Source organism: Dyella sp. EPa41 (assembly GCF_016586165.1).
Lineage (GTDB): Bacteria > Pseudomonadota > Gammaproteobacteria > Xanthomonadales > Rhodanobacteraceae > Dyella.
On the sequence record NZ_BCPR01000001.1, the window covers coordinates 13,494 to 32,694 of the forward strand.

Annotated in this window: 18 protein-coding genes; 8 read left to right on the plus strand and 10 right to left on the minus strand. The window is 66.6% G+C overall.

Annotation, left to right across the window (positions count from 1 at the left end; genetic code table 11):
• Positions 1-63: 63 nt before the first annotated feature.
• Positions 64-1,881 (plus strand): phosphogluconate dehydratase, encoded by a 1,818-nt coding sequence (gene edd / locus JMF82_RS00070; RefSeq protein WP_201312497.1) that lies wholly within the window; start codon positions 64-66, stop codon positions 1,879-1,881.
• A 38-nt stretch (positions 1,882-1,919) separates the two neighbouring features.
• Complete coding sequence (eda, locus tag JMF82_RS00075; RefSeq protein WP_201312498.1) at positions 1,920-2,567, plus strand: bifunctional 4-hydroxy-2-oxoglutarate aldolase/2-dehydro-3-deoxy-phosphogluconate aldolase; 648 nt, start codon at positions 1,920-1,922, stop codon at positions 2,565-2,567.
• 94 nt (positions 2,568-2,661) lie between these two features.
• On the opposite strand, the gene JMF82_RS00080 is transcribed toward eda, so the two are convergent.
• The gene (locus JMF82_RS00080) at positions 2,662-3,057 is read right to left on the minus strand and encodes a hypothetical protein (RefSeq protein ID WP_201312499.1); all 396 of its coding nucleotides are present in this window, start codon (positions 3,055-3,057) and stop codon (positions 2,662-2,664) included.
• Positions 3,058-3,264: 207 nt separating this feature from the next.
• On the opposite strand from JMF82_RS00080, the gene JMF82_RS00085 reads away from it, so the two are divergent.
• Positions 3,265-3,801: a DUF2501 domain-containing protein gene (locus JMF82_RS00085; protein WP_201312500.1), complete on the plus strand. Its 537-nt coding sequence runs from the start codon at positions 3,265-3,267 to the stop codon at positions 3,799-3,801.
• Positions 3,802-4,429: 628 nt separating this feature from the next.
• Here JMF82_RS00085 and JMF82_RS00090 read toward each other — a convergent pair.
• Genes JMF82_RS00090 through cyoA form a run of 5 tightly spaced genes read right to left on the minus strand, consistent with a single transcriptional unit; the run spans position 4,430 to position 9,202 of the window.
• Positions 4,430-5,200 (minus strand): SURF1 family protein, encoded by a 771-nt coding sequence (locus tag JMF82_RS00090; RefSeq protein WP_201312501.1) that lies wholly within the window; start codon positions 5,198-5,200, stop codon positions 4,430-4,432.
• A 33-nt stretch (positions 5,201-5,233) separates the two neighbouring features.
• Positions 5,234-5,617 (minus strand): cytochrome o ubiquinol oxidase subunit IV, encoded by a 384-nt coding sequence (gene cyoD, locus JMF82_RS00095; RefSeq protein WP_201312502.1) that lies wholly within the window; start codon positions 5,615-5,617, stop codon positions 5,234-5,236.
• The gene (cyoC, locus tag JMF82_RS00100; RefSeq protein ID WP_236585210.1) at positions 5,614-6,252 is read right to left on the minus strand and encodes a cytochrome o ubiquinol oxidase subunit III; all 639 of its coding nucleotides are present in this window, start codon (positions 6,250-6,252) and stop codon (positions 5,614-5,616) included. Before cyoC ends, cyoD begins: the two co-directional genes overlap by 4 nt.
• On the minus strand, positions 6,245-8,239 hold the full coding sequence (cyoB, locus tag JMF82_RS00105) for a cytochrome o ubiquinol oxidase subunit I (RefSeq protein WP_236585211.1): 1,995 nt from the start codon (positions 8,237-8,239) through the stop codon (positions 6,245-6,247). The genes cyoC and cyoB overlap by 8 nt, the downstream gene beginning before the upstream one ends.
• 15 nt (positions 8,240-8,254) lie before the next feature.
• A complete protein-coding gene (cyoA, locus tag JMF82_RS00110; RefSeq protein ID WP_201312503.1) occupies positions 8,255-9,202 on the minus strand; it encodes a ubiquinol oxidase subunit II in 948 nt (315 codons plus the stop codon).
• Between the two features lie 153 nt (positions 9,203-9,355).
• On the opposite strand from cyoA, the gene JMF82_RS00115 reads away from it, so the two are divergent.
• The 3 genes from JMF82_RS00115 to JMF82_RS00125 all read left to right on the plus strand — a co-directional run bounded on the left by JMF82_RS00115 (position 9,356) and on the right by JMF82_RS00125 (position 12,995).
• Positions 9,356-10,687 (plus strand): MFS transporter, encoded by a 1,332-nt coding sequence (locus JMF82_RS00115; RefSeq protein WP_201312504.1) that lies wholly within the window; start codon positions 9,356-9,358, stop codon positions 10,685-10,687.
• Between the two features lie 278 nt (positions 10,688-10,965).
• On the plus strand, positions 10,966-12,246 hold the full coding sequence (locus tag JMF82_RS00120) for a DUF763 domain-containing protein (protein ID WP_201312505.1): 1,281 nt from the start codon (positions 10,966-10,968) through the stop codon (positions 12,244-12,246).
• 53 nt (positions 12,247-12,299) lie between these two features.
• Positions 12,300-12,995 (plus strand): extensin family protein, encoded by a 696-nt coding sequence (locus JMF82_RS00125; protein WP_201312506.1) that lies wholly within the window; start codon positions 12,300-12,302, stop codon positions 12,993-12,995.
• Here the strand turns inward: JMF82_RS00125 and JMF82_RS00130 are convergent, their stop codons facing one another.
• The 4 genes from JMF82_RS00130 to JMF82_RS00145 all read right to left on the minus strand — a co-directional run bounded on the left by JMF82_RS00130 (position 12,996) and on the right by JMF82_RS00145 (position 16,467).
• A complete protein-coding gene (locus tag JMF82_RS00130) occupies positions 12,996-15,176 on the minus strand; it encodes a diguanylate cyclase (protein WP_201312507.1) in 2,181 nt (726 codons plus the stop codon).
• A gap of 88 nt (positions 15,177-15,264) precedes the next feature.
• A complete protein-coding gene (locus tag JMF82_RS00135; protein WP_201312508.1) occupies positions 15,265-15,570 on the minus strand; it encodes a DUF1272 domain-containing protein in 306 nt (101 codons plus the stop codon).
• A 39-nt stretch (positions 15,571-15,609) separates the two neighbouring features.
• A complete protein-coding gene (locus JMF82_RS00140; protein ID WP_201312509.1) occupies positions 15,610-16,074 on the minus strand; it encodes a GNAT family N-acetyltransferase in 465 nt (154 codons plus the stop codon).
• Complete coding sequence (locus JMF82_RS00145) at positions 16,075-16,467, minus strand: rhodanese-like domain-containing protein (RefSeq protein ID WP_201312510.1); 393 nt, start codon at positions 16,465-16,467, stop codon at positions 16,075-16,077.
• A gap of 78 nt (positions 16,468-16,545) precedes the next feature.
• Here JMF82_RS00145 and ftrA point away from each other — a divergent pair, with 78 nt between their 5' ends.
• Both ftrA and JMF82_RS00155 read left to right on the plus strand, forming a co-directional pair.
• Complete coding sequence (ftrA, locus tag JMF82_RS00150; protein ID WP_236585212.1) at positions 16,546-17,544, plus strand: transcriptional regulator FtrA; 999 nt, start codon at positions 16,546-16,548, stop codon at positions 17,542-17,544.
• Between the two features lie 86 nt (positions 17,545-17,630).
• Positions 17,631-18,485, plus strand: coding sequence for an EamA family transporter (locus tag JMF82_RS00155; protein WP_201312511.1), 855 nt, complete (start codon positions 17,631-17,633; stop codon positions 18,483-18,485).
• The last annotated feature ends 716 nt before the right edge of the window (positions 18,486-19,201 follow it).

The window sequence follows — 19,201 nt, forward strand, 5'->3', positions numbered from 1 at the left end:
CGGCGCCACCCTGATGGAAGGCGTGCCACGCGGCGCGCCAGCCGATTTTCCCGGAGTTGCAACATGACTGTGCTTCACCCCGTTCTTGCCGAAGTCACCGAGCGACTGCGCGAGCGCAGCCGCGAATCGCGTGCCGACTACCTGCGCCGCATCGATGGCGCGCAGGGCGGCAGCGTGCACCGCGAGCGCCTTTCCTGCGGCAACCTCGCCCACGGCTTCGCCGCATGCGGCGCCACCGACAAGGAGCGCCTGCGCGAAGGCCATGCGCCGAACCTCGCCATCATCAACGCGTACAACGACATGCTCTCGGCGCATCAGCCGTACGAGCGCTATCCGGAGCTGATCCGCAACGTCGCGCGCGACATCGGCATTACCGCGCAGATGGCCGGCGGCGTTCCGGCGATGTGCGATGGCATCACGCAGGGTCGCGCCGGCATGGAGATGTCGCTGTTCTCGCGCGACCTCATCGCCATGGCCACGGCGATCTCGCTCTCGCACGACATGTTCGACGGCGCGCTTTACCTCGGCATCTGCGACAAGATCGTGCCGGGCCTGCTGATCGGCGCGCTGAGCTTCGGCCATCTGCCCGGCATTTTCGTGCCCAGCGGCCCGATGCCCAGCGGCATTAGCAACGAGCAGAAGTCGAAGGTGCGCCAGGCCTATGCCGAGGGCAAGGCCACCAAGGCCGAGCTGCTGGAAGCCGAGGCCGCGTCCTACCACGCACCGGGCACCTGCACGTTCTACGGCACCGCCAACTCCAACCAGATGCTGATGGAGATCATGGGCCTGCACCTGCCGGGTGCGAGCTTCGTGGCGCCGGACACGCCGCTGCGCGACGCGCTGACGCGCGAGGCCGTGCTGCGCGTGGCCGAGCTGAGCGCGCCGGGTTCCTCGCATCTGCCGCTGGGCCACATCGTCGACGAGCGCGCCATCGTCAACGGCGTGATCGGCCTGCATGCCACCGGTGGCTCCACCAACCACCTGCTGCATCTGGTCGCCATCGCGCGTGCGGCCGGCATCGAGCTGCGCTGGGACGACTTCGACGCGCTGTCGTCGGTGATCCCGCTGCTGGCGCGCGTGTATCCGAACGGCTACGCCGACGTGAACCAGTTCCACGAGGCCGGCGGCATGGCCTTCCTGATCGACCAGCTGCTGAGCCAAGGCCTGCTGCACGCCGACGTGCGCACCGTGTTCGGCACCGGTATGGACGGCTATACGCAGGTGCCCCATATCGACGACGCCGGCGCCCTGGTGTGGAAGCCGGTTTCCAGGGAAAGCGGCAACCGCGGCGTATTGCGCGGCGTGGCCGAGCCGTTCCGCGCGGACGGTGGCCTGCGCATGCTGAGCGGCAACCTGGGCCGCGCGGTGATCAAGGTGTCCTCGGTGCCCGAGGACCGCCAGGTGATCGAGGCACCGGCCATCGTGTTCCACGACCAGGACGACGTGCGCAAGGCGTTCGAGCGCGGCGAACTCAACCGCGACTTCATCGCCGTGGTGCGCTTCCAGGGCCCGCAGGCGATCGGCATGCCGGAGCTGCACAAGCTGACGCCGACGCTGTCGGTGCTGCAGGACCGCGGCCACCGCATCGCGCTGCTCACCGACGGCCGCATGTCCGGCGCTTCCGGACGCGTGCCGGCGGCGATCCACGTGACGCCCGAAGCGCAGGACAACGGCGCCATCGCGCGCATCCGCGACGGCGACATCGTGCGCCTGGATGCGGTGAACGGACGCCTGGACGTGTTGGTCGACGCGGCGGAATTCGAGGCGCGCGTGCCGGCGACCGCGGATCTGTCGGCCCATCAGTTCGGGCTGGGACGCGAGCTGTTCGGCATGTTCCGTCGCAACGCCACGACCGCCGACCTTGGCGCGGGCGTGTTCTGACGCATTGCCCTCCTCTTTGAACGCATTCACGGAACGCCATGAGCATTGAACAGAAACAGCAGCAGGTTGAAGCCACCTTGCGCCTGGCGCCGGTGGTGCCGGTGGTGATCATCGAAAACGCGCGTGACGCGGTGCCGATGGCGCGCGCGCTGGTCGCCGGTGGCACGCCCGCCATCGAGATCACGTTGCGCACGCCCGCCGCGCTCGACGCCATCAAGGCCGTCGCCGAGGAAGTGGAAGGCGCCGTGGTCGGCGTGGGCACCGTGCTCAGCGCCAAGGACCTGCGTGCCGCACACAAGGCGGGCGCGCGTTTTGCCGTGTCGCCGGGCGTGTCGCCAGGCCTGCTCGATGCGGCCGACGACAGCGAGCTGCCGTTGCTGCCCGGCACCGCCACCGCGAGCGAGGTAATGACGCTGCTAGAGCGCGGCTATCGCCATGTGAAGTTTTTCCCGGCGGTGCCGGCCGGCGGCGCCAAGCTGGTGGGCGCCTGGGCCAGCCCCCTGCCGCAGATGAAGTTCTGCCCCACGGGTGGCATCTCGCTGGCGACGGCGCCGGACTTCCTGTCGTTGCCCAATGTCATCTGCGTCGGCGGTTCATGGCTGACGCCGGCCGACAAGCTGCGCAACGGCGACTGGGCCGGCATCGAGCAGCTCGCGCGCGAGGCCGCGGCGCTGCGCGCGAAGTAACCGCGGCAGGAGCGCACCCAGTGCGCGATCGCGATCCCCGCAATGACCCCTCGCATTGCTGCGGTCGCGCACTGGGTGCGCTCCTGCTTGAAGGTCAACGCACGGCGAGGGTGATCGTGAAGGCGGGGCTCTTGCCCTGGCGTGCCGCCGACCGCATCGGGTAGACGCGCACGGTGTAGTCGCCGTCCTGTTTCAGAGCGCCCGTCCAGCGGGCGTCGCCGGTGATCGAGGTGTTGACCAGGGCATCCTGGCCGCTCGGTGGCAACACGTTGAAGTACACCCCGCTGGGGCCCTGCAGCGCCACCGTCAGGCTCTGCCCGGCCTTCCCGCCCAGCACGTAGTCGTGCCCTTCGCCCAGCGCCGCGGTGAAGGTGGTGGAGTTCACGCCCTTGTCGAAACGGATGCGTTCGGAGGCGACGCTGCCGAAGCCTGTCAGCGCCACCACGGCGAACAGCAAGACGGCGGTCCATGCGCGCTCACGTTTCTTCATCGATACCATGGCTGCGACTCCGTTGACCCGGCAACGTGCGGTGCGCTGTCAATGACTCGACTGGCGTGGCGGCTGGTTGCCCGCGACGGCTCGCGTCCAGGCCACTATCGTGGCGTCGTCGTGAAGCTCCCGTGGAGCAGTTCGCCGCTGACGCGAACGTAACGACGCAGGGTGTTGAATGCCCGCACCTGACGGAGGGAGACGCACATGAACAAGCGCATCGGCGGCATGACCACGGGCTGCGTGGCCATCGCCTTGAGCCTTGCCTGCAGCGCGGGCGGCGCGCAGGACCTTGGCAAACTGGGCAGCATGATTCCCGGCGGTGGCTCCATGACCTCGGGCAGCATGGGCAACGTGGCCGGCCTGCTGCAGTACTGCGTGAAGAACAACTACCTCGGCGGCGACTCCGGCGCGTCGGGCATCCAGCAGCAGTTGATGGGCAAGCTCGGCGGTGGTTCTCAGTCAGCCGCGGGCAACTCCGAGCAAGGGTCTAGCACCAGCGACATGCTGGGCCAGCTCACCGGACAGAAGAAGTCCAAGTCGAGCACGGAAGCCACCGGCAGCGCGGGCGCAACCAGCGACCCCGGCTATCTCAGCGGCGCCAAGGGCATCCTGCAGGGCAGCAACGGCCAGCACATGGACCTCAACAGCCTCGGCGGTGGCTCGAGCGACCTGAAATCCCAGCTCACCACCAAGGTGTGCGATACCGTGCTGAAGCAGGGCAAGTCGTTCCTGCACATGTAACGCGCATCGCGTTCTTTTTCTTTTGTAGGAGCGCACCCAGTGCGCGACCGCGGACTGACAGGGTTGCCTCGATCTGCGGTGGTCGCGACGACGCAAGGGCAAGGTGCGTTGCGACGCGGCGGTCGCGCACTGGGTGCGCTCCTACAGAGATAGGAGAGGTTTTGGCGAGCACCCACCCCTCACCCCAGCCCTCTCCTCGCTCCTCAAAGCCGCGGCCATCCATGGCCGCTCCCCGCGTGCCCCGGAGGGGAGAGGGAGAACGGATGCGGCGCCTCATAGGGTTCATCACGGCTCAGCGAGGTTGCTTTAAGTCCTCTTCGCGTCGGCGCGTGGCGGTGTAGCCGCGTCGTTCGAGATAGTAACGAGCGCATCCCAGCTGGCCTCAGTCATCCGACGCTTCTATCCCACATATCGCTATGAGCCCTGGCTCTGAAGGCCATTTTCTTTGGGTTACTTTTCTTTTGGGCCAGCAAAAGAAAAGTGACTCGGCGGCCGGCAGGACGTCGAAACGCCCGCTGCGTAGGCGGCATGCTCGCGGAAGCGGGGCTACCGGAGGCAATAGCCCGCTTTCACAAGAGCAACAAACGTGCAGCCCACCGTGAAAGGCTGTCGCGCACAGGGTGCGCTCCTACAGGGGGGGCGGGGCTTTGCGCAGGCGGTATTCGTCGCGGCCCACGTAGATCGCCGCACCCAGCACCAGCAGCGCCAGCGCATACCAGGTGATCAGGTAACTGAGATGATTGTTCGGAAACGCGATCACCGTCAGCCCGCCCTGCGGCCATGAAGGCTTACCCTGGTCGAGTGTTCCGGGCGCAGCATCCTCGTCGACGAAGAACGGCGCGGCGCGATCCAGGCCACGAGCCTTGGCGATGCCGGCCACGTCGCGCGCGTACCAGCTGTTGCGCGCGGGATCGTTGCCACGCAGCAGCCCCGACGGCTCGCTCATGCGAAGCAGCCCGGTGAGCGTCGTCTCCCCATCGGGGACAAATGGGCAGGCGCGCCTGGCGCCACACCAGTCGGCCGGCGCGAAACCGCGGTTCACCAGCACGATCGAGCCGTCGTCCTGCTGCAGCGGCGTCATCACCCAGTAGCCGCTGCCGAAATCGGTCGCCGTCCACACCAGGGTCTGGCGATCGTGCAGAAAACGGCCGTGCAAGGACACATGCCGGTACTCCGCCGATTCCGCCGTGATGGCCGGCCATCGGTCCGGCGAGGGCACCGCAACGGGCGCCGCATGCACGCGCGCGTCCACGCGTGCGATCAGGTCGCGCTTCCAGGCGAGCCGCTTCACCTGCCACGTGCCGAGCGCCACGAAACCGGCGAACAGCACCAGCCCCAGCAGGGCGAACAGGCCGAGGGCGACGGGGCCGCGCGGCCGGCGGATCGAATCGTCAGTCATCGATGGGGGGTGGCGGTGGAAACGCGCGATAGTCTACGGCAGGTTCGACGTATCCATCAGCGGCATCATGTTGTGGTTGAGGTGATACATGATCCAGATCGAGCCGCTCAGCGTGATCACCACGAGCACGATGGTGAACACCAGGGCCAGCATGTTCCAGCCGCCCTCGGATTTCGAGTTCATGTGCAGGAAGTAGATCATGTGCACCACGATCTGCACGGCCGCCAGGCCAAGGATGATCACCGCCGCGGTGCTCGAATCCTTGATCACATGGCCCATTACCAGCCAGAACGGGATGATGGTGAGGATCACCGCCAGCACGAAGCCGGTCATGTAGCCCTTGAAGGTGGCGTGGATGCCCAGGTCGTCATGATCATGGTCGTCGTGGGCGTGCTGCAATTCATCGTGCGCGCTCATGGCAGCACCCCCATCAGATAGACGAAGCTGAAGACGCCCACCCACACCACGTCGAGGAAGTGCCAGAACATCGACAGGCACAGCAGCCTGCGCTTGTTGGCATGGATCAGGCCCTTCCTCATCACCTGTACCATCAATACGATCAGCCAGAGGATGCCGCAGGTGACATGCAGGCCATGCGTGCCCACCAGGCTGAAGAACGAGGTGAGGAAGGCGCTGCGCTGCGGGCCGTTGCCTTCGGCGATGAGGTGCGCAAACTCGCGAAGCTCCACCGTGAGGAAACCCGCGCCCAGCAGGCCGGTGACCACCAGCCACGCCAGCATCGGGTTCTTGCGGTCGCGCTGCATCTCGAGCACCGCAAAGCCGTAGGTGATGGAGGAAAGCAGCAGTAGCGTCGTGTTGAGCGCCACCGTGGGAAGCTCAAGCACTTCGGCGCCCGTCGGCCCGCCGGCGTACTCGCGGCCCAGAACGCCATAGGCGGCGAACAGGCAGGCGAAGATGAGGCAGTCGCTCATCAGGTACACCCAGAAACCGAGCAGGGTGCCGTTGGCCGTGTGGACGTCGCGCGCCTCGTGGAACAGCAGCTTCTCGCCCGGCCCGCCGTCCGGCGTCATCGTGGAGGACATGTCAGACATGGCTGGCCAGTAGCTCCGTGCGGGATTGTTCGACGCGTCGCACCTCATCGGCCGACAGGTAGTACTCGCGCTCGTAATTGAACGTGTGCGTGATCCCGACCACCAGGATCGCCAGGAACGACAGCGCCGCCAACAGCCACATGTACCAGATCATCGCGAAGCCGAACACGAAGCTCAGCGCGCCGAGGACGAACCCGGTGCCGGTGTTGTGCGGCATGTGGATCGGAAGGAAGCCGTCGAGCGGCCGCTCGTACCTGTATTTCTTCATCATCCACCAGGCATCGTGGTCGTGGATGCGCGGCGTGAACGCGAAGTTGTACGGCGGTGGCGGCGACGAGGTCGACCATTCCAGCGTGCGCCCGTGCCAGGGATCGCCGGTGACATCACGAAGCTCCACGCGGCGGCGGAAGCTCACGTAAAACTGCATGATGGTGCAGGCGATGCCGAGCAGGATGAGGAAGGCGCCGAACGCGGCCAGCAGCGTCCAGATGCGCAGCGATGGATCGTCGAAATGGTTGAGGCGGCGCGTCACGCCCATCAGGCCCATGACGTAAAGCGGCATGAAGGCGAAGTAGAAGCCGATCACCCACAGCCAGAAGGAGCACTTGCCCCAGAAGCGGTCGAGCCGGAAGCCGAACGCCTTGGGAAACCAGTAGTTGATGCCGGCGAACAGGCCGAACAGCACGCCGCCGATGATCACGTTGTGGAAGTGCGCCACCAGGAACAGGCTGTTGTGCAGCGAGAAGTCCGCGGGCGGCACCGCCAGCAGCACGCCAGTCATGCCACCGATGACGAAGGTGACCATGAAGGCCACCGTCCACATCATCGGTATCTCGAACTCCACGCGGCCGCGGTACATGGTGAACAGCCAGTTGAAGATCTTCGCCCCGGTGGGGATCGAGATGATCATCGTGGTGATGCCGAAGAACGAGTTGACGCTCGCGCCCGACCCCATCGTGAAGAAGTGGTGCAGCCACACCAGGTACGACAGCACGGTGATCACCACCGTGGCGTAGACCATCGAGGCGTACCCGAACAGCGGCTTGCGGCAGAAGGTGGCGGTCACTTCGGAATAGATGCCGAAGGCGGGCAGCACCAGGATATAGACCTCGGGGTGGCCCCAGATCCAGATGAAGTTTATGTACATCATGGCGTTGCCGCCCGATGCCGTGGTGAAGAAATTGGTGCCGACGTAGCGGTCCAGCGCCAGCATGGCGAGTACCGCCGTAAGCACCGGGAACGCCGCCACGATCAGCACGTTGGTGCACAGCGCCGTCCAGGTGAACACGGGCATCTTCATGATCGTCATGCCGGGCGCGCGCATCTTCACGATGGTCACCAGCAGGTTGATGCCTGACAGCAAGGTGCCCACGCCCGCGATCTGCAGCGCCCATATGTAGTAATCGACGCCGGCGTCTGGGCTCGACACGATGTCCGACAGCGGCGGATAAGCCAGCCAGCCGGTGCGGGCGAACTCGCCGATGAACAGCGAGGCCATCACCAGCAGGGCGCCGGCCACCGTCATCCAGAAGCTGAAGTTGTTCAGGAAGGGGAAGGCCACGTCGCGGGCGCCGATCTGCAGCGGCATCACGAAGTTCATCAGGCCCGTCACCATCGGCATGGCGACGAAGAAGATCATGATCACGCCGTGCGCGGTGAAGATCTGGTCGTAGTGCTCCGGCGGCAGGTAACCCATGTTGTCGCCGAAGGCGATGGCCTGCTGCGCGCGCATCATGATGGCGTCGGAGAAGCCACGCAGCAGCATCACGAAGCCGAGGATCATGTACATGATCCCGATCTTCTTGTGGTCGATGCTGGTGAACCACTCGCGCCACAGGTAGCCCCAAAGCCGGTAGTAGGTGATCACGCCGAGCAACGCGATGCCGCCCAGCGCCACCACGGCGAACGTGCCGACCAGGATCGGCTCGTGGAATGGCAACGATTCGAGCGTGAGGCGGCCGAACAGCAGTTTGGTCAGGTCGGGCATGGCATCACCGCGGGATCAGTCGGTACGGGAGGACATCGACATGCCGTCCATGTCGCCGGCATGCGCGTCGCCCGCCGGATGCGTGTTGCTCATGCACGAACGGCTGCCGGGGTCCACGCATTGCGTGAGGATGGTCTGGTAAAGCCCGGGCGCCACCGTGGCATAGGTGTGCACGGGCTCATAGCGGCTGGGCTGGGCGAGCTTCACGTACGCCTCACGACTCAGGTCGCCGCCGCCGCGCTTGGCGCGTTCCACCCATTGCGTGAAACCGCCTTCGCTCATGCCGTGGAAGGCGAAGTGCATGCCGGAGAAACCCAGGCCGCTGTAGTTGGCGGAGAAGCCCTCGAACTCGCCCGGGTGGTTGATCACCGCCTGCAGCGTGGTCTCCATGCCGGGCATGGCGTAGATCTGTCCGGCGAGCGCCGGGATGAAGAACGAGTTCATCACCGTCGACGCCGTAATCTTGAAGTTGATCGGCCGGTCCACCGGCGCGGCCAGCTCGTTCACGGTGGCAATGCCCTGTTCGGGGTATATGAACAGCCATTTCCAGTCGAGCGCCACCACGTACACGGTCAGCGGTCGCGCATCGGCAGGTATGGGCCGGCCCGGTGCGAGCTGGTCGAGCGGCCGATACGGATCGAGCTTGTGCGTGCTGACCCAGGTGATCGCACCGAGCGCGATGATGATCAGGAGCGGCGCCGACCAGATCAGCAGTTCAAGGATGGTCGAGTGGTCCCAGTCGGGGTCGTAGGTGGCTTTCTTGTTGGACGCGCGGAAATGCCAGGCGAACGCCAGTGTCAGCACGATCACGGGAACGATGATGAGCAGCATCAGCACGGTTGAGGTGATGATGAGGTCCCGCTGTTGCCTGGCCAGGTCGCCCGACGGCGACATCAACACCGACTGGCAACCCGCCAGCGGCAGGGCGACGATGAACAGCAGCAATCCGCGCATAGCCTTCATAGACGTCACCGGCGCAACCGATGTTATGGGTGTCGTTGAACGGTCCGCCGATCAACACCGCGCAGGAGCGCATCGAAGCTCTCCTGCAGCGGCCAGGGCGTGGCGGCGCCATGCAGTTTGCCCTCACATCCTCCCCCTTTCCGAGTAACGACTATGTCAAGCACCTACCCCGAACACGGCGGCGCAACGGAGCACTCGGCGGAGCAGATCGGGCGCCTGCATGCGCATGCAAGGGTGGCTCCGGGCGAGATCGCCGTCGGGGTGATCATCGGCCGCACGTCCGAACACTTCGACTTCTTCGTGTTCGGTATTTCTTGCGCACTGGTGTTCCCGCAGGTGTTGTTTCCCTTCGTCGACACGCTGCACGGCATGCTGTACGCCTTCACGGTCTTTTCACTGGCCTTCATCGCGCGACCGTTCGGCACGGCGCTCTTCATGGACTTCCAGCGGCGCTGGAGCCGCGGCACCAAGCTCACCATCGCGCTGTTCCTGCTGGGCAGCGCCACCGCGGGCATGGCGTTCCTGCCGAGCTACCGGCAGGTCGGCGACTGGGCGATCGGGTTGCTGGTGCTGTTTCGCATCCTCCAGGGCATCGCACTGGGCGGCTCGTGGGACGGCCTGCCCTCGTTGCTCGCCTTGAACGCGCCGCCCGACAAGCGCGGCTGGTACGCCATGCTCGGGCAGCTGTCCGCGCCGATCGGTTTCCTGGTGGCCGGTGCGTTGTTCCTGTTCCTGCACGAAAGCCTCTCCGATGAAGACTTCATCGACTGGGGCTGGCGCTATCCCTTCTTCGTCGCGTTCGCCATCAACGTGGTCGCCTTGTTCGCACGCCTGCGCCTGGTGGTGACGGAGGAATACACGGTCGCGATGGAGGAGCGGGAGCTGGAACCCGTCGGCAGCCTGACCATCCTGCGCACGCAGGGCTACAACATCTTCATCGGCGCGTTCGCTGCGCTGGCGAGCTACGCCTTGTTCCACCTGGTGACGATCTTTCCGCTGTCGTGGATCGTCCTGGGCTCGATGCAACCGGTCAACTCGGTGCTGGTGGCCGAGATCATCGGCGCGTTCGCGTGCATCCTCGGCATGATCATCTCCGGCCTGCTCGCCGATCGCGTGGGTCGCCGCACCACGTTGGGCACGATGGCCGCGCTGATCGCGATATTCGCGCTGATCACGCCGTGGTTGCTGGGCGGCGGCAAGTGGGGGCAGGACGCCTTCATCATCCTGGGCTTCGGCGGGCTGGGCCTGTCTTATGGCCAAGCAGCAGGCAGCGTGACCTCCAACTTCGAGATGCGCCTGCGCTATACCGGCGCTGCCTTCACCACCGACTTCGCGTGGTTGATCGGCGCGGCATTCGCGCCGCTGGTCGCACTGGGTTTGTCGATGCGCTTCGGCCTGGTTGCCGTCAGCGCGTACCTGTTGTCGGGCGTGCTGTGCACGCTGGTGGCGCTGCGGGTGAATCGAGCGTTGGCAGAACGCGAGTAAGGGCGCTCGGCCGGTACCCAGGGTGAAGTATTCGCCCGCGAAGTAGACGGCCTGGAACGCCAGCGCAAACACGGCTATGGCCAGCTGCAGCTCGCGGCTGGTGCAGCCATGCGCCCGGACCCGTGATCACCGACATCAGCTCCGTGTGCATCGGATAGGCTCGCCGAGCAAGCGCCTCGGCATGCGTGATGCCGGGCACCCGGGCGCCGCCTGATTTCGCAGGGTACGAGACGCGGCCTTGCGATAATGCGCGACTGTCTTTCGTGGAGCCCCAACGCATGAGCCGACGATCCGGAAGCGCCGACCTGCCGCTGCATGGCGGTCGCGTGCCGCGCTGGCTGGCCGATCGCATGACGACGCTGGGCGCACTGATGGCCGAGGCGATCGTGCGCGAGTACGGTCGCGACGAACTGCTGCGCCGCCTGTCGCATCCGTTCTGGTTCCAGTGCTTCGGCTCCGTGATGGGCATGGACTGGCACTCGTCCGGCATCACCACCAGCGTGATCGGCGCGCTCAAGCGTGGCCTGGCGCCGATGTCCGGCGAGTTGGGCATCCATGTGTGCGGTGGCCGCGGCAGGCATTCGCGCGCGACGCCGGCGGAACTGGTGGGCATCGGCGAGCGCGTGGGTTTCGATGGCGCCGCCCTGGCGCAGGCGAGCCGGCTGGTGGCGAAGGTGGACAGCGCCGCGGTGCAGGACGGTTTCGATCTCTACCTGCATGGTTTCGTGGTCAGCAATGACGGCCGCTGGGTGGTGATCCAGCAGGGCATGAATGGCGAGCGGCGCCAGGCACGGCGTTACCACTGGCTGTCGGAGGGGCTGCAGGGTTTTCTCGACGATCCGCATGCGGCCGTGGATGGCCCCGGCCAGGGCCGCATCATCAATCTCGCCGACCGTCGCGCGAGCGACTCGCGCGATGCCCAGCTGGCATTGCTGCACACGCTCGGGCCCGATCGCATCCTTCGCGAGTGGCGCCTGCTCGAAGGCGATCGTGGCCATGCCGAAGCGCCGCTGCAGCTCGGACTGCTGCCGCACCTGATGCTGCCTGACCATCATGACGTGCGCGCCAGCGACGTGGTCACCCGTCGCCTGCGCGGCAACCTCGCCGCCGCCGCGGAAAACGGGCCGAAGGATTTCACCGAGCTGCTGCAGGTACCTGGCGTCGGCGCGCGCACGGTACGCGCCCTGGCGATGGTCGCCGAGGTGCTGCATGGCGCGCCGTGCCGCTTCAATGATCCCGCGCGTTTCTCGATGGCGCACGGCGGCAAGGATCGCCATCCGTTTCCCGTACCCACGCGCGTGTATGACCACACCATTGGCGTGCTGAAAACGGCGATCACGCAGTCCAGGCTGGGCAACGACGAACGCATGGCCGCCTTGCGTCGCCTGGATGAGCAGTCGCGCCGGCTGGAACGCGATGCGGGCGGGCCGTCCGTTCCCGAACTGATCGCCGAGGAGCGCCGCCTTTCCCACCGCTACGGAGGGCGCAGCGTGTTCGGCTGGGAGCCGGCGCCGACGCCGCGGGCGAACGAGTTGCCGAAGAAGCGGGCGCAACCGTAACCCGCGACGCGGCGCATACCGCGCGATGACGGCACGGTGGCTAGCGTCGATGCATGCGCGTCACGCTGCTCCTGTTGTTGCTCGTCGCGGCCGTATGCCTGGGCCTGTGGACCAGCGGCTGGCGTCCGCCCGATCGCTACAATCCCTGGGCGCCGCTGGATCTGCGCGCCGTGCCCGACCTGTTCTTGGGCTACAAGCTGCACCGTCTGGGCGAGGATCCGCCGCGCTGCCGTGCTGCGTTGGCGCAGGCAGGCGCACGCTTCGTTCCACTTCCCGATCACGTTGGGAACGATGGTTGCGGCTGGCACGATGCGGTGCAGTTGAGTGGTACCGGATTCGCGCAGCTGACGCATGCCACGACCGTGAGCTGCCCGCTTGCCGCGTCGCTGGTGCTGCTCGATCGCCATGTCGTGCAGCCGCTGGCGCACACCTCGTTCGACCAGCCCGTGCGCAAGATCGATCATGTCGGCAGCTATGCCTGCCGCCATGTCTACGGTGAACGGGATGCGGCGTTGAGTGCGCACGCGACCGCCGACGCGATCGATGTCACCGCGTTCCAGCTCGCCAACGGTCAACAGATACGGATCCGCAGCGACTGGAGCCGTGGGCAGCCCGGGGTATTCCTGCACCGGCTGGAAGACCAGGGCTGCCGATACTTCGGCATCGTGCTCGGCCCCGACTACAACGCCGCGCACCAGACGCATTTCCACCTGCAGGCAGGCGGCGGGATCGGCGGATGGTGCCGGTGATCAAGGCGTGTCGGAGGTGAGGTCGTAGCGGGCGCGACCGCGTTCCTTGGCGCGATAAAGTGCCTGGTCGGCGGTGTGCATCAGGGCATCGGCGTTGTCGACGCCCCGGCACAGCGCCACGCCGACACTGAGCGTGACCTGCAGGCGCCGATCCTCGAAGACCACCGGGCGCGTCATGGTGGCGGTGACCTTGCGGGCGAGTGCTTCGGCGGCATCGCGCGTGGTGATGTCCTCGCACAGTATCACGAACTCGTCGCCGCCCAGCCGCGCCAGCAGGTCGGATGCGCGTATGGCCGCCTGCAGCCGGTGCGCCACCTCATGCAGCACGGCATCGCCCGCGGCGTGGCCGTTGGTGTCGTTGATCTGCTTGAAGTGGTCCACGTCGATCATCATCAGCATCAGCGGCGCATCGATGAGCGATGCATGCCGTATCGCGCTGTCGATGCCTTCGTTGAACGAGAGGCGATTGGCGATGCCGGTCAGCGTGTCGTGGTGCGCGAGGAAGGCGAGCTGCCGCTCCGCCTGCTTGATCCGCGTGATCTCGGTGGTGAGCGCAATGATGCCGTTCGGGTCGCCGTTGGCGCTGCGCGCCGGCAGGTAGGTGGCCTGGTAGTAGTCATGCCGGTTCCCGTAGCGCGCCTCGTACTCGAAGGTGGTGGCGGCACCCGTCAGCGCCAGTTCGATATGCGGCCTGAGCACGGCATAGACCTCCGGGCCGCGCACGTCCTCGACGGTCCGGCCGAGCATCGCCGAGGGCTCGATGCCCACCATGGTGCTCACATAGCCATTGACGAACGTATAGCGCTGTTCGGCATCGATATGGGCAATGACCGCCGGTACGTTGTCGGTAATCGTGCGCAGCCGCTGTTCGCTCTCCGCGAGCGCCTGCTGGGCTTCCTTCGCCTCGGTGATGTCGCGGCCGGTGTAGACCAGCTCCATGTCGCCGGGTCGGTCGGGGCTAGGCGCCACGCGCGCGAGCGCCTCCAGCCACAGGTAGTCCCCGGAGCGACGGCGCACGCGGTATTCCGTGAGCGAAGGCTTGCCGGTTTCCCACAGCCGGGCGACCGCGGCGGCGACGGGTGCGCGATCGTCGGGATGGATCAGCTCGACGCCGCTGTCCATGAACTCGTCGACGTCCCAGCCGAGCAGCTCCTTGACCGACGGGGATACGTACCTTCGCGTTCCATCGCGCGAGATGCGCATGATGAGGTCGCTCGCGTAGTCGGCGAGCAGCCGGTAACGGCTTTCGCTTTCGCCGACCTGCCGCTCGAGGCGTCGCCGATCGGCCAGGGCGAGCGCCACCGGCACGGCAACCACGCACAGCACGCCAAGATAGACCTGCGCCAGCAGTGCACGTTCGCCCGAGGTGGCGGCAAGGATGAGGTCGAACGGTCCGCGGCCCAGCGCCGTCGCCACCGTGGTCACGGCCGCCACGATGGCGATGCCGATCACCAGGCCGGGAAACCGGTAGTGGAACACCAGGTAGAGCAGCGGTGCGAACACGATGAACAACAACGGATAGCGTGACTGCGCGAAGACCGCGATGGTGATGGCGGCGTGCAACGCGACATCGCGCAGCATGCGCAGGCGGCTGCCGGGGTGGCCGAACATGCGGCGCTGCTGGATCAGCGTCACCAGGCTCAGTGTGCCCACGATCACCATGCCGAGCACGCGGGAACGAAACCACCAGTCCGCCGTGTTCCAGTACGGCGCGCCGATGACCACCCGCAGGATGAGGGCCGCCATCAGCGCGGAAACCGCCGACGCCACCAGCGTGGACGCGAACGCGATGCGGCCCAGGCGCAGGAAGCGCGTGTCTTCGGCGATCTGGGGAAAGCCATGGTGTATCGCCGTGGCCACGATGAGGATTTCCACGCAGTTGATCAGCGCCAGCGCGATGGCCATCCACGGATGCGAGCCCAGCAGGCCTCCGGATGCCACGTCATGCGCGAGCATGAAGGCTGCGATGTAGATCAACAGATAGGCCAGCCATCGGCGTTCGGGCGCGTACAGCAGTACGGCCACCAGGATGCCGTTCGGAATCCAGATCGACATGACGGTGCCGGTGTGCCGCGCCAGCAGCATGGAGCCGCCGGCGGTGACGAAGATCGCCAGGAATACCGCGGCTCCCTTGGCGAGCAGGATCCATCGCTCGCGATGTCGCTGGGATGGCTGATGCATGACCATGGTCGGCAGCTGTGGCGGCGGGCCCGCCACGCCATCTTTAGGATGCCCGCGTCAACGCTTTGTCGTTGCGCCTGGCCTGCAGTCAGCGTTGCTCGGGGGAGAGCTCGCCTGCCAAGGCCGCGAAGGCGGCGTGCGCCTGGAGATCCACCGGCTGGTGCGTGATGCGCGTTGTCGCGGGATGCCGCGGCAATGCGTTGCCGTTCTTCCAGTCGTGCAAAGGCCGGATGGGCCGCGGTGTGAAGCCGCCGCCGCAATTCGGGCAGACGTTTTGCAGCAACCTCACGCAATCGCGGCAGAACGTGCATTCGAACGAGCAGATCATCGCCTCGGTCGAATGCGGCGGCAGCCGCTTGTTGCAGTGCTCGCAGGTGGGACGAAGCTCCAGCATGAAACCTCCTGCCGCCGGGGGAAGGGCGATCGTAGCGCGTCAGGTATCGGCGAGCGACAGGCAGTAGCGCAGCTTGGCGTGCTCGGTTGCGCCCAGCCGCCGGTAGAAGCGCGCGGCGTCCACGTTCCACCACGGTGTCTGCCATTGGATGGCGAGGCACTGGCTGGCTCGCGCAAAATCGCGGACAGCGTCCCACAGGCGGCGCCCGATGCCTTGTCCCCGCCAGCCTTCCCGCACGTACAGGCAGTCCGTGTGCAGGTAGAACGCGGCATCGAGCGTGGAAAAATCCCGCGTGGCGCTTGCGTAGCCCACTGCGCCGCCATCGCTCTCGGCGAGCCAGGCGTGCAGTCGCGGCGGTTCGTGCTCCAGCGCGCTCGCGAGTGCCGCGGGGCGCTGGGCCGCCTGATGGCGCAGCTGCTCGAACGCGGCATGTTCGGCACCGAGCTGCAGCAGGGCGTTGAGGTCGGCTCCGCCGGCACGCCGTATCGCGATGGCGCCGGGCATTCAGCGCTCCAGTCCGAAGCCTTCGTCGATCCAGCCGGTCAGTCCGCCGATCATCTCCTTCACCGGCCGACCGTACTGCGCGAGCTTTACCGCGGCCTTGTTGGCGCCGTTGCAGTGGGGGCCCGCGCAGTACACGACGAACAAGGTGTCCGCCGGATACTCGGCCAGGCGCTGCTCGCTGATGGTGCGGGTGGGCATGTTGATGGCGCCGGGCACGTGGCCGGCCGCGTAGAGCGTGGGGGTGCGGACGTCCAGCAGCACGAAGTCCTTCGTTTCGTGGTTCGTCGCGTAGTAGACGTCGGCGCAGTCGGCTTCGAAACCGAGCCGTGCCTGGAAATGCGCCAATGCGTCGGTGCTGGCGGCGGCGGGAAAACGCAGGACGACACTGCTCATGACGGGCTCCGTGTGAAAGGACGGTGCCAGTATCGGCACTGGCGCCCGCGCCCGACATTGGCAAGAATGCCATTCACCATGAAAAATCCGCCAAAGCGTTCCAGACGTCCATCCGTGCCGGCCAACCGCGACGTGGCGGTGCTGGTGTACGACGGCCTGTGCACGTTCGAGTTCGGCATCGCCGTGGAAATGTTCGGCCTGTCGCGCCCCGAACTGAAGGATTGGTATCGCTTCGGCCTGTGCGCGGTCGACAAGGGCCCGATGCGAGCCGCGGGCGGCATGCGCGTGCTGGCCGACGCGGGGCTGGAAGCGCTGGCCGGCGCAGGCACGGTGATCGTGCCTGGCTGGCGCGGCGTGGATGCCGAGCCGCCCCGCGCCTTGCTCGATGCCCTGCGCAAGGCGCATGCCATGGGCGCGCGCCTGGTGTCGTTCTGTTCCGGCGTTTTCGTCCTGGCCGCCACGGGCCTGCTCGACGATCGCCGCGCCACGACGCATTGGCGTTACGTCGACGCGCTGTCGGCGCGGTTTCCGCGCATCCACATCGAGCCCGATGTGCTCTACGTCGACGAAGGCGACCTGCTGACTTCCGCGGGTTCCGCCGCCGCGCTGGACCTGTCGCTGCACCTGATCCGCCGCGACTACGGACCGGAAGTCGCCAACTCGGTGGCACGCCGCGCCGTGGTGCCGGCGCATCGTGATGGCGGGCAGGCGCAGTTCATCCAGGCGCCATTGCCCGAACAGGGCGCGACGCTGGGCAAGCTGCTGGATTGGATGCGCCGCCATCTCGACCAGCCGTTGCCGCTGCCCGAACTTGCCGAACGCGCGCGCATGAGCGAGCGCACCTTGCTGCGCCGTTTCGAGGAAGCCACCGGCTGCTCGCCCAAGCAATGGCTGACGCGCGAGCGCCTCCATCGCGCGCGCGAGCTGCTGGAGGGCAGCGATCTCCCCGTCGAGCGCGTGGCGGATGTGTGCGGCTTCGGCAGCGCCGATACCTTGCGCCACCATTTCCGCCATCATGTGAAGCTGAGCCCGGCACGCTACCGCGAGCGGTTCGCACACGGCAGCCTGCTCCCCTGATCGTTGCTTATCCGGCCGGGTGACGCCCGCAAGGCGATCCGGTGTATAGGCGGGGCTCGCCCGGCCACCGCCCGACAAGGACACCCATGATTTACGTGTTGATGAGCGTTGCCTGCAGCGTGCTGGTATCGGTGCTGCTGAAGCTCGCGCGACGGCTGGAAGTGGACGTGGGCCAGGCCATCGCATGGAACTACGTCGCGACCAGCGTGCTCACCTGGACGGTATTCCATCCAACGCTCGACGTGCTGCGCGGCGCGCAGGCGCCATGGATGGGCTTCGTGGGCCTGGGCCTGCTGTTGCCGCTGATCTTCCTCGCGCTGGCGTCCTCCGTGCGCAGTGCGGGCATCGTGCGCACGGATGCCGCGCAACGCCTGTCGCTGCTGATCTCCCTGCTCGCCGCGTTCCTGCTGTTCGGCGAAACCTTGAACCTCGCCAAGGGCGCCGGCATCGCGCTTGGCCTGCTCGCGCTGCTGTGCATGGTGTGGAAGGTCGATGCGCGCGGACCGGACGAGGCGCGCGGCTGGCTATGGCCCCTGGTGGTGTTCATCGGCTTCGGCCTCATCGACATCCTGTTCAAGCACGTGGCGCGTGCCGGCACGCCATTCGCCGCGTCGTTGCAGGCCATGTTCGCGCTGGCCTTCGTGGTTTCCCTTGCCCTGCTGCTGTGGCGACGCTGGCATGACCGCACCTTCTTCACCCTGCGTGACGCCATCGCCGGCCTGCTGCTCGGCCTCGCCAACTTCGGCAACATCGTGTTCTACGTGCGCGGCCACCAGGCCTTGCCCGATCATCCGTCGCTGGTGTTCGCGAGCATGAATTTAGGCGTGGTCGTCCTGGGCGCCGTGGTCGGCACGGTGGCGTTCCGCGAGCGGTTGAGTGGGGTCAATGTGTTGGGGTTGGGGTTGGCGCTGGGGGCGATCGGGTTGATCGCGTGGGGGTGAGCGTTGGGCATTCTGTTCTCGCACGGGCACCGGCCAACCCCCGTCACCCCTGATGTGCGATGCTCCTCGTGTGTAGGAGCGCACCCAGTGCGCGACCGCCTTTCGCGCCGGTCTGCATGTTCATCGTGTCGATGCATGGAGATTTCTGGTGCTGTCGTTGCCGGGTTTCTGCGACCTGGCTCGCCTGCGGCGGGCTTCCGAGTCGCTGCCGCGGCCCGGGTCACTTTCTCTTGCTTGCCCAAGAGAAAGTAACCAAAGAGAACGGCACCCCGCGTGGCGCTGTCTGGGCGTTGCCCAGCCAGTGCGTGAGGGGCGGCCGGGCTTTTCGACCGGGCTCCTGCCCGGACGAAAAGTGCCCGACGTCCTGTCGGGCACCCCTGCGGGGCCTGCTCGTCCACCCCTCACCGCCCCACAGGGGAGGGGTGAAGGCTCGTGCCGCTGGGCGGCACATCGCATCGAGGAGCTGAAGACTTCGGTTCGTTGTGGGAGCGCACCCTGTGCGCGACCGCGGACTGACGTGGTTGCCTCGATTCGCGATCGTCGCGACTGGAAGGTAAAGGAGCATCGCCACGTTGCGGTCGCGCACTGGGTGCGCTCCTACAGAGATAGGAGAGGTTTTGGCGAGCACCCACCCCTCACCCCAGCCCTCTCCTCGCTCCTCAAAGCCGCGGCCATCCATGGCCGCTCCCTGCGTGCCCCGGAGGGGAGAGCGGGAA

Coding starts and splice junctions, on each gene's coding strand:
- edd (WP_201312497.1), top strand. CDS start 64: ATGACTGTGCTTCACCCCGTTCTTGCCGAAGTCACCGAGCGACTGCGC.
- JMF82_RS00085 (WP_201312500.1), top strand. CDS start 3,265: ATGAACAAGCGCATCGGCGGCATGACCACGGGCTGCGTGGCCATCGCC.
- JMF82_RS00140 (WP_201312509.1), bottom strand. CDS start 16,074: ATGCCCGGCGCCATCGCGATACGGCGTGCCGGCGGAGCCGACCTCAAC.
- cyoC (WP_236585210.1), bottom strand. CDS start 6,252: ATGTCTGACATGTCCTCCACGATGACGCCGGACGGCGGGCCGGGCGAG.
- cyoA (WP_201312503.1), bottom strand. CDS start 9,202: ATGAAGGCTATGCGCGGATTGCTGCTGTTCATCGTCGCCCTGCCGCTG.
- cyoB (WP_236585211.1), bottom strand. CDS start 8,239: ATGCCCGACCTGACCAAACTGCTGTTCGGCCGCCTCACGCTCGAATCG.
- JMF82_RS00115 (WP_201312504.1), top strand. CDS start 9,356: ATGTCAAGCACCTACCCCGAACACGGCGGCGCAACGGAGCACTCGGCG.
- JMF82_RS00125 (WP_201312506.1), top strand. CDS start 12,300: ATGCGCGTCACGCTGCTCCTGTTGTTGCTCGTCGCGGCCGTATGCCTG.
- JMF82_RS00080 (WP_201312499.1), bottom strand. CDS start 3,057: ATGAAGAAACGTGAGCGCGCATGGACCGCCGTCTTGCTGTTCGCCGTG.
- JMF82_RS00135 (WP_201312508.1), bottom strand. CDS start 15,570: ATGCTGGAGCTTCGTCCCACCTGCGAGCACTGCAACAAGCGGCTGCCG.
- cyoD (WP_201312502.1), bottom strand. CDS start 5,617: ATGAGCGCGCACGATGAATTGCAGCACGCCCACGACGACCATGATCAT.
- JMF82_RS00155 (WP_201312511.1), top strand. CDS start 17,631: ATGATTTACGTGTTGATGAGCGTTGCCTGCAGCGTGCTGGTATCGGTG.
- ftrA (WP_236585212.1), top strand. CDS start 16,546: ATGAAAAATCCGCCAAAGCGTTCCAGACGTCCATCCGTGCCGGCCAAC.
- JMF82_RS00130 (WP_201312507.1), bottom strand. CDS start 15,176: ATGCATCAGCCATCCCAGCGACATCGCGAGCGATGGATCCTGCTCGCC.
- JMF82_RS00145 (WP_201312510.1), bottom strand. CDS start 16,467: ATGAGCAGTGTCGTCCTGCGTTTTCCCGCCGCCGCCAGCACCGACGCA.
- JMF82_RS00090 (WP_201312501.1), bottom strand. CDS start 5,200: ATGACTGACGATTCGATCCGCCGGCCGCGCGGCCCCGTCGCCCTCGGC.
- eda (WP_201312498.1), top strand. CDS start 1,920: ATGAGCATTGAACAGAAACAGCAGCAGGTTGAAGCCACCTTGCGCCTG.
- JMF82_RS00120 (WP_201312505.1), top strand. CDS start 10,966: ATGAGCCGACGATCCGGAAGCGCCGACCTGCCGCTGCATGGCGGTCGC.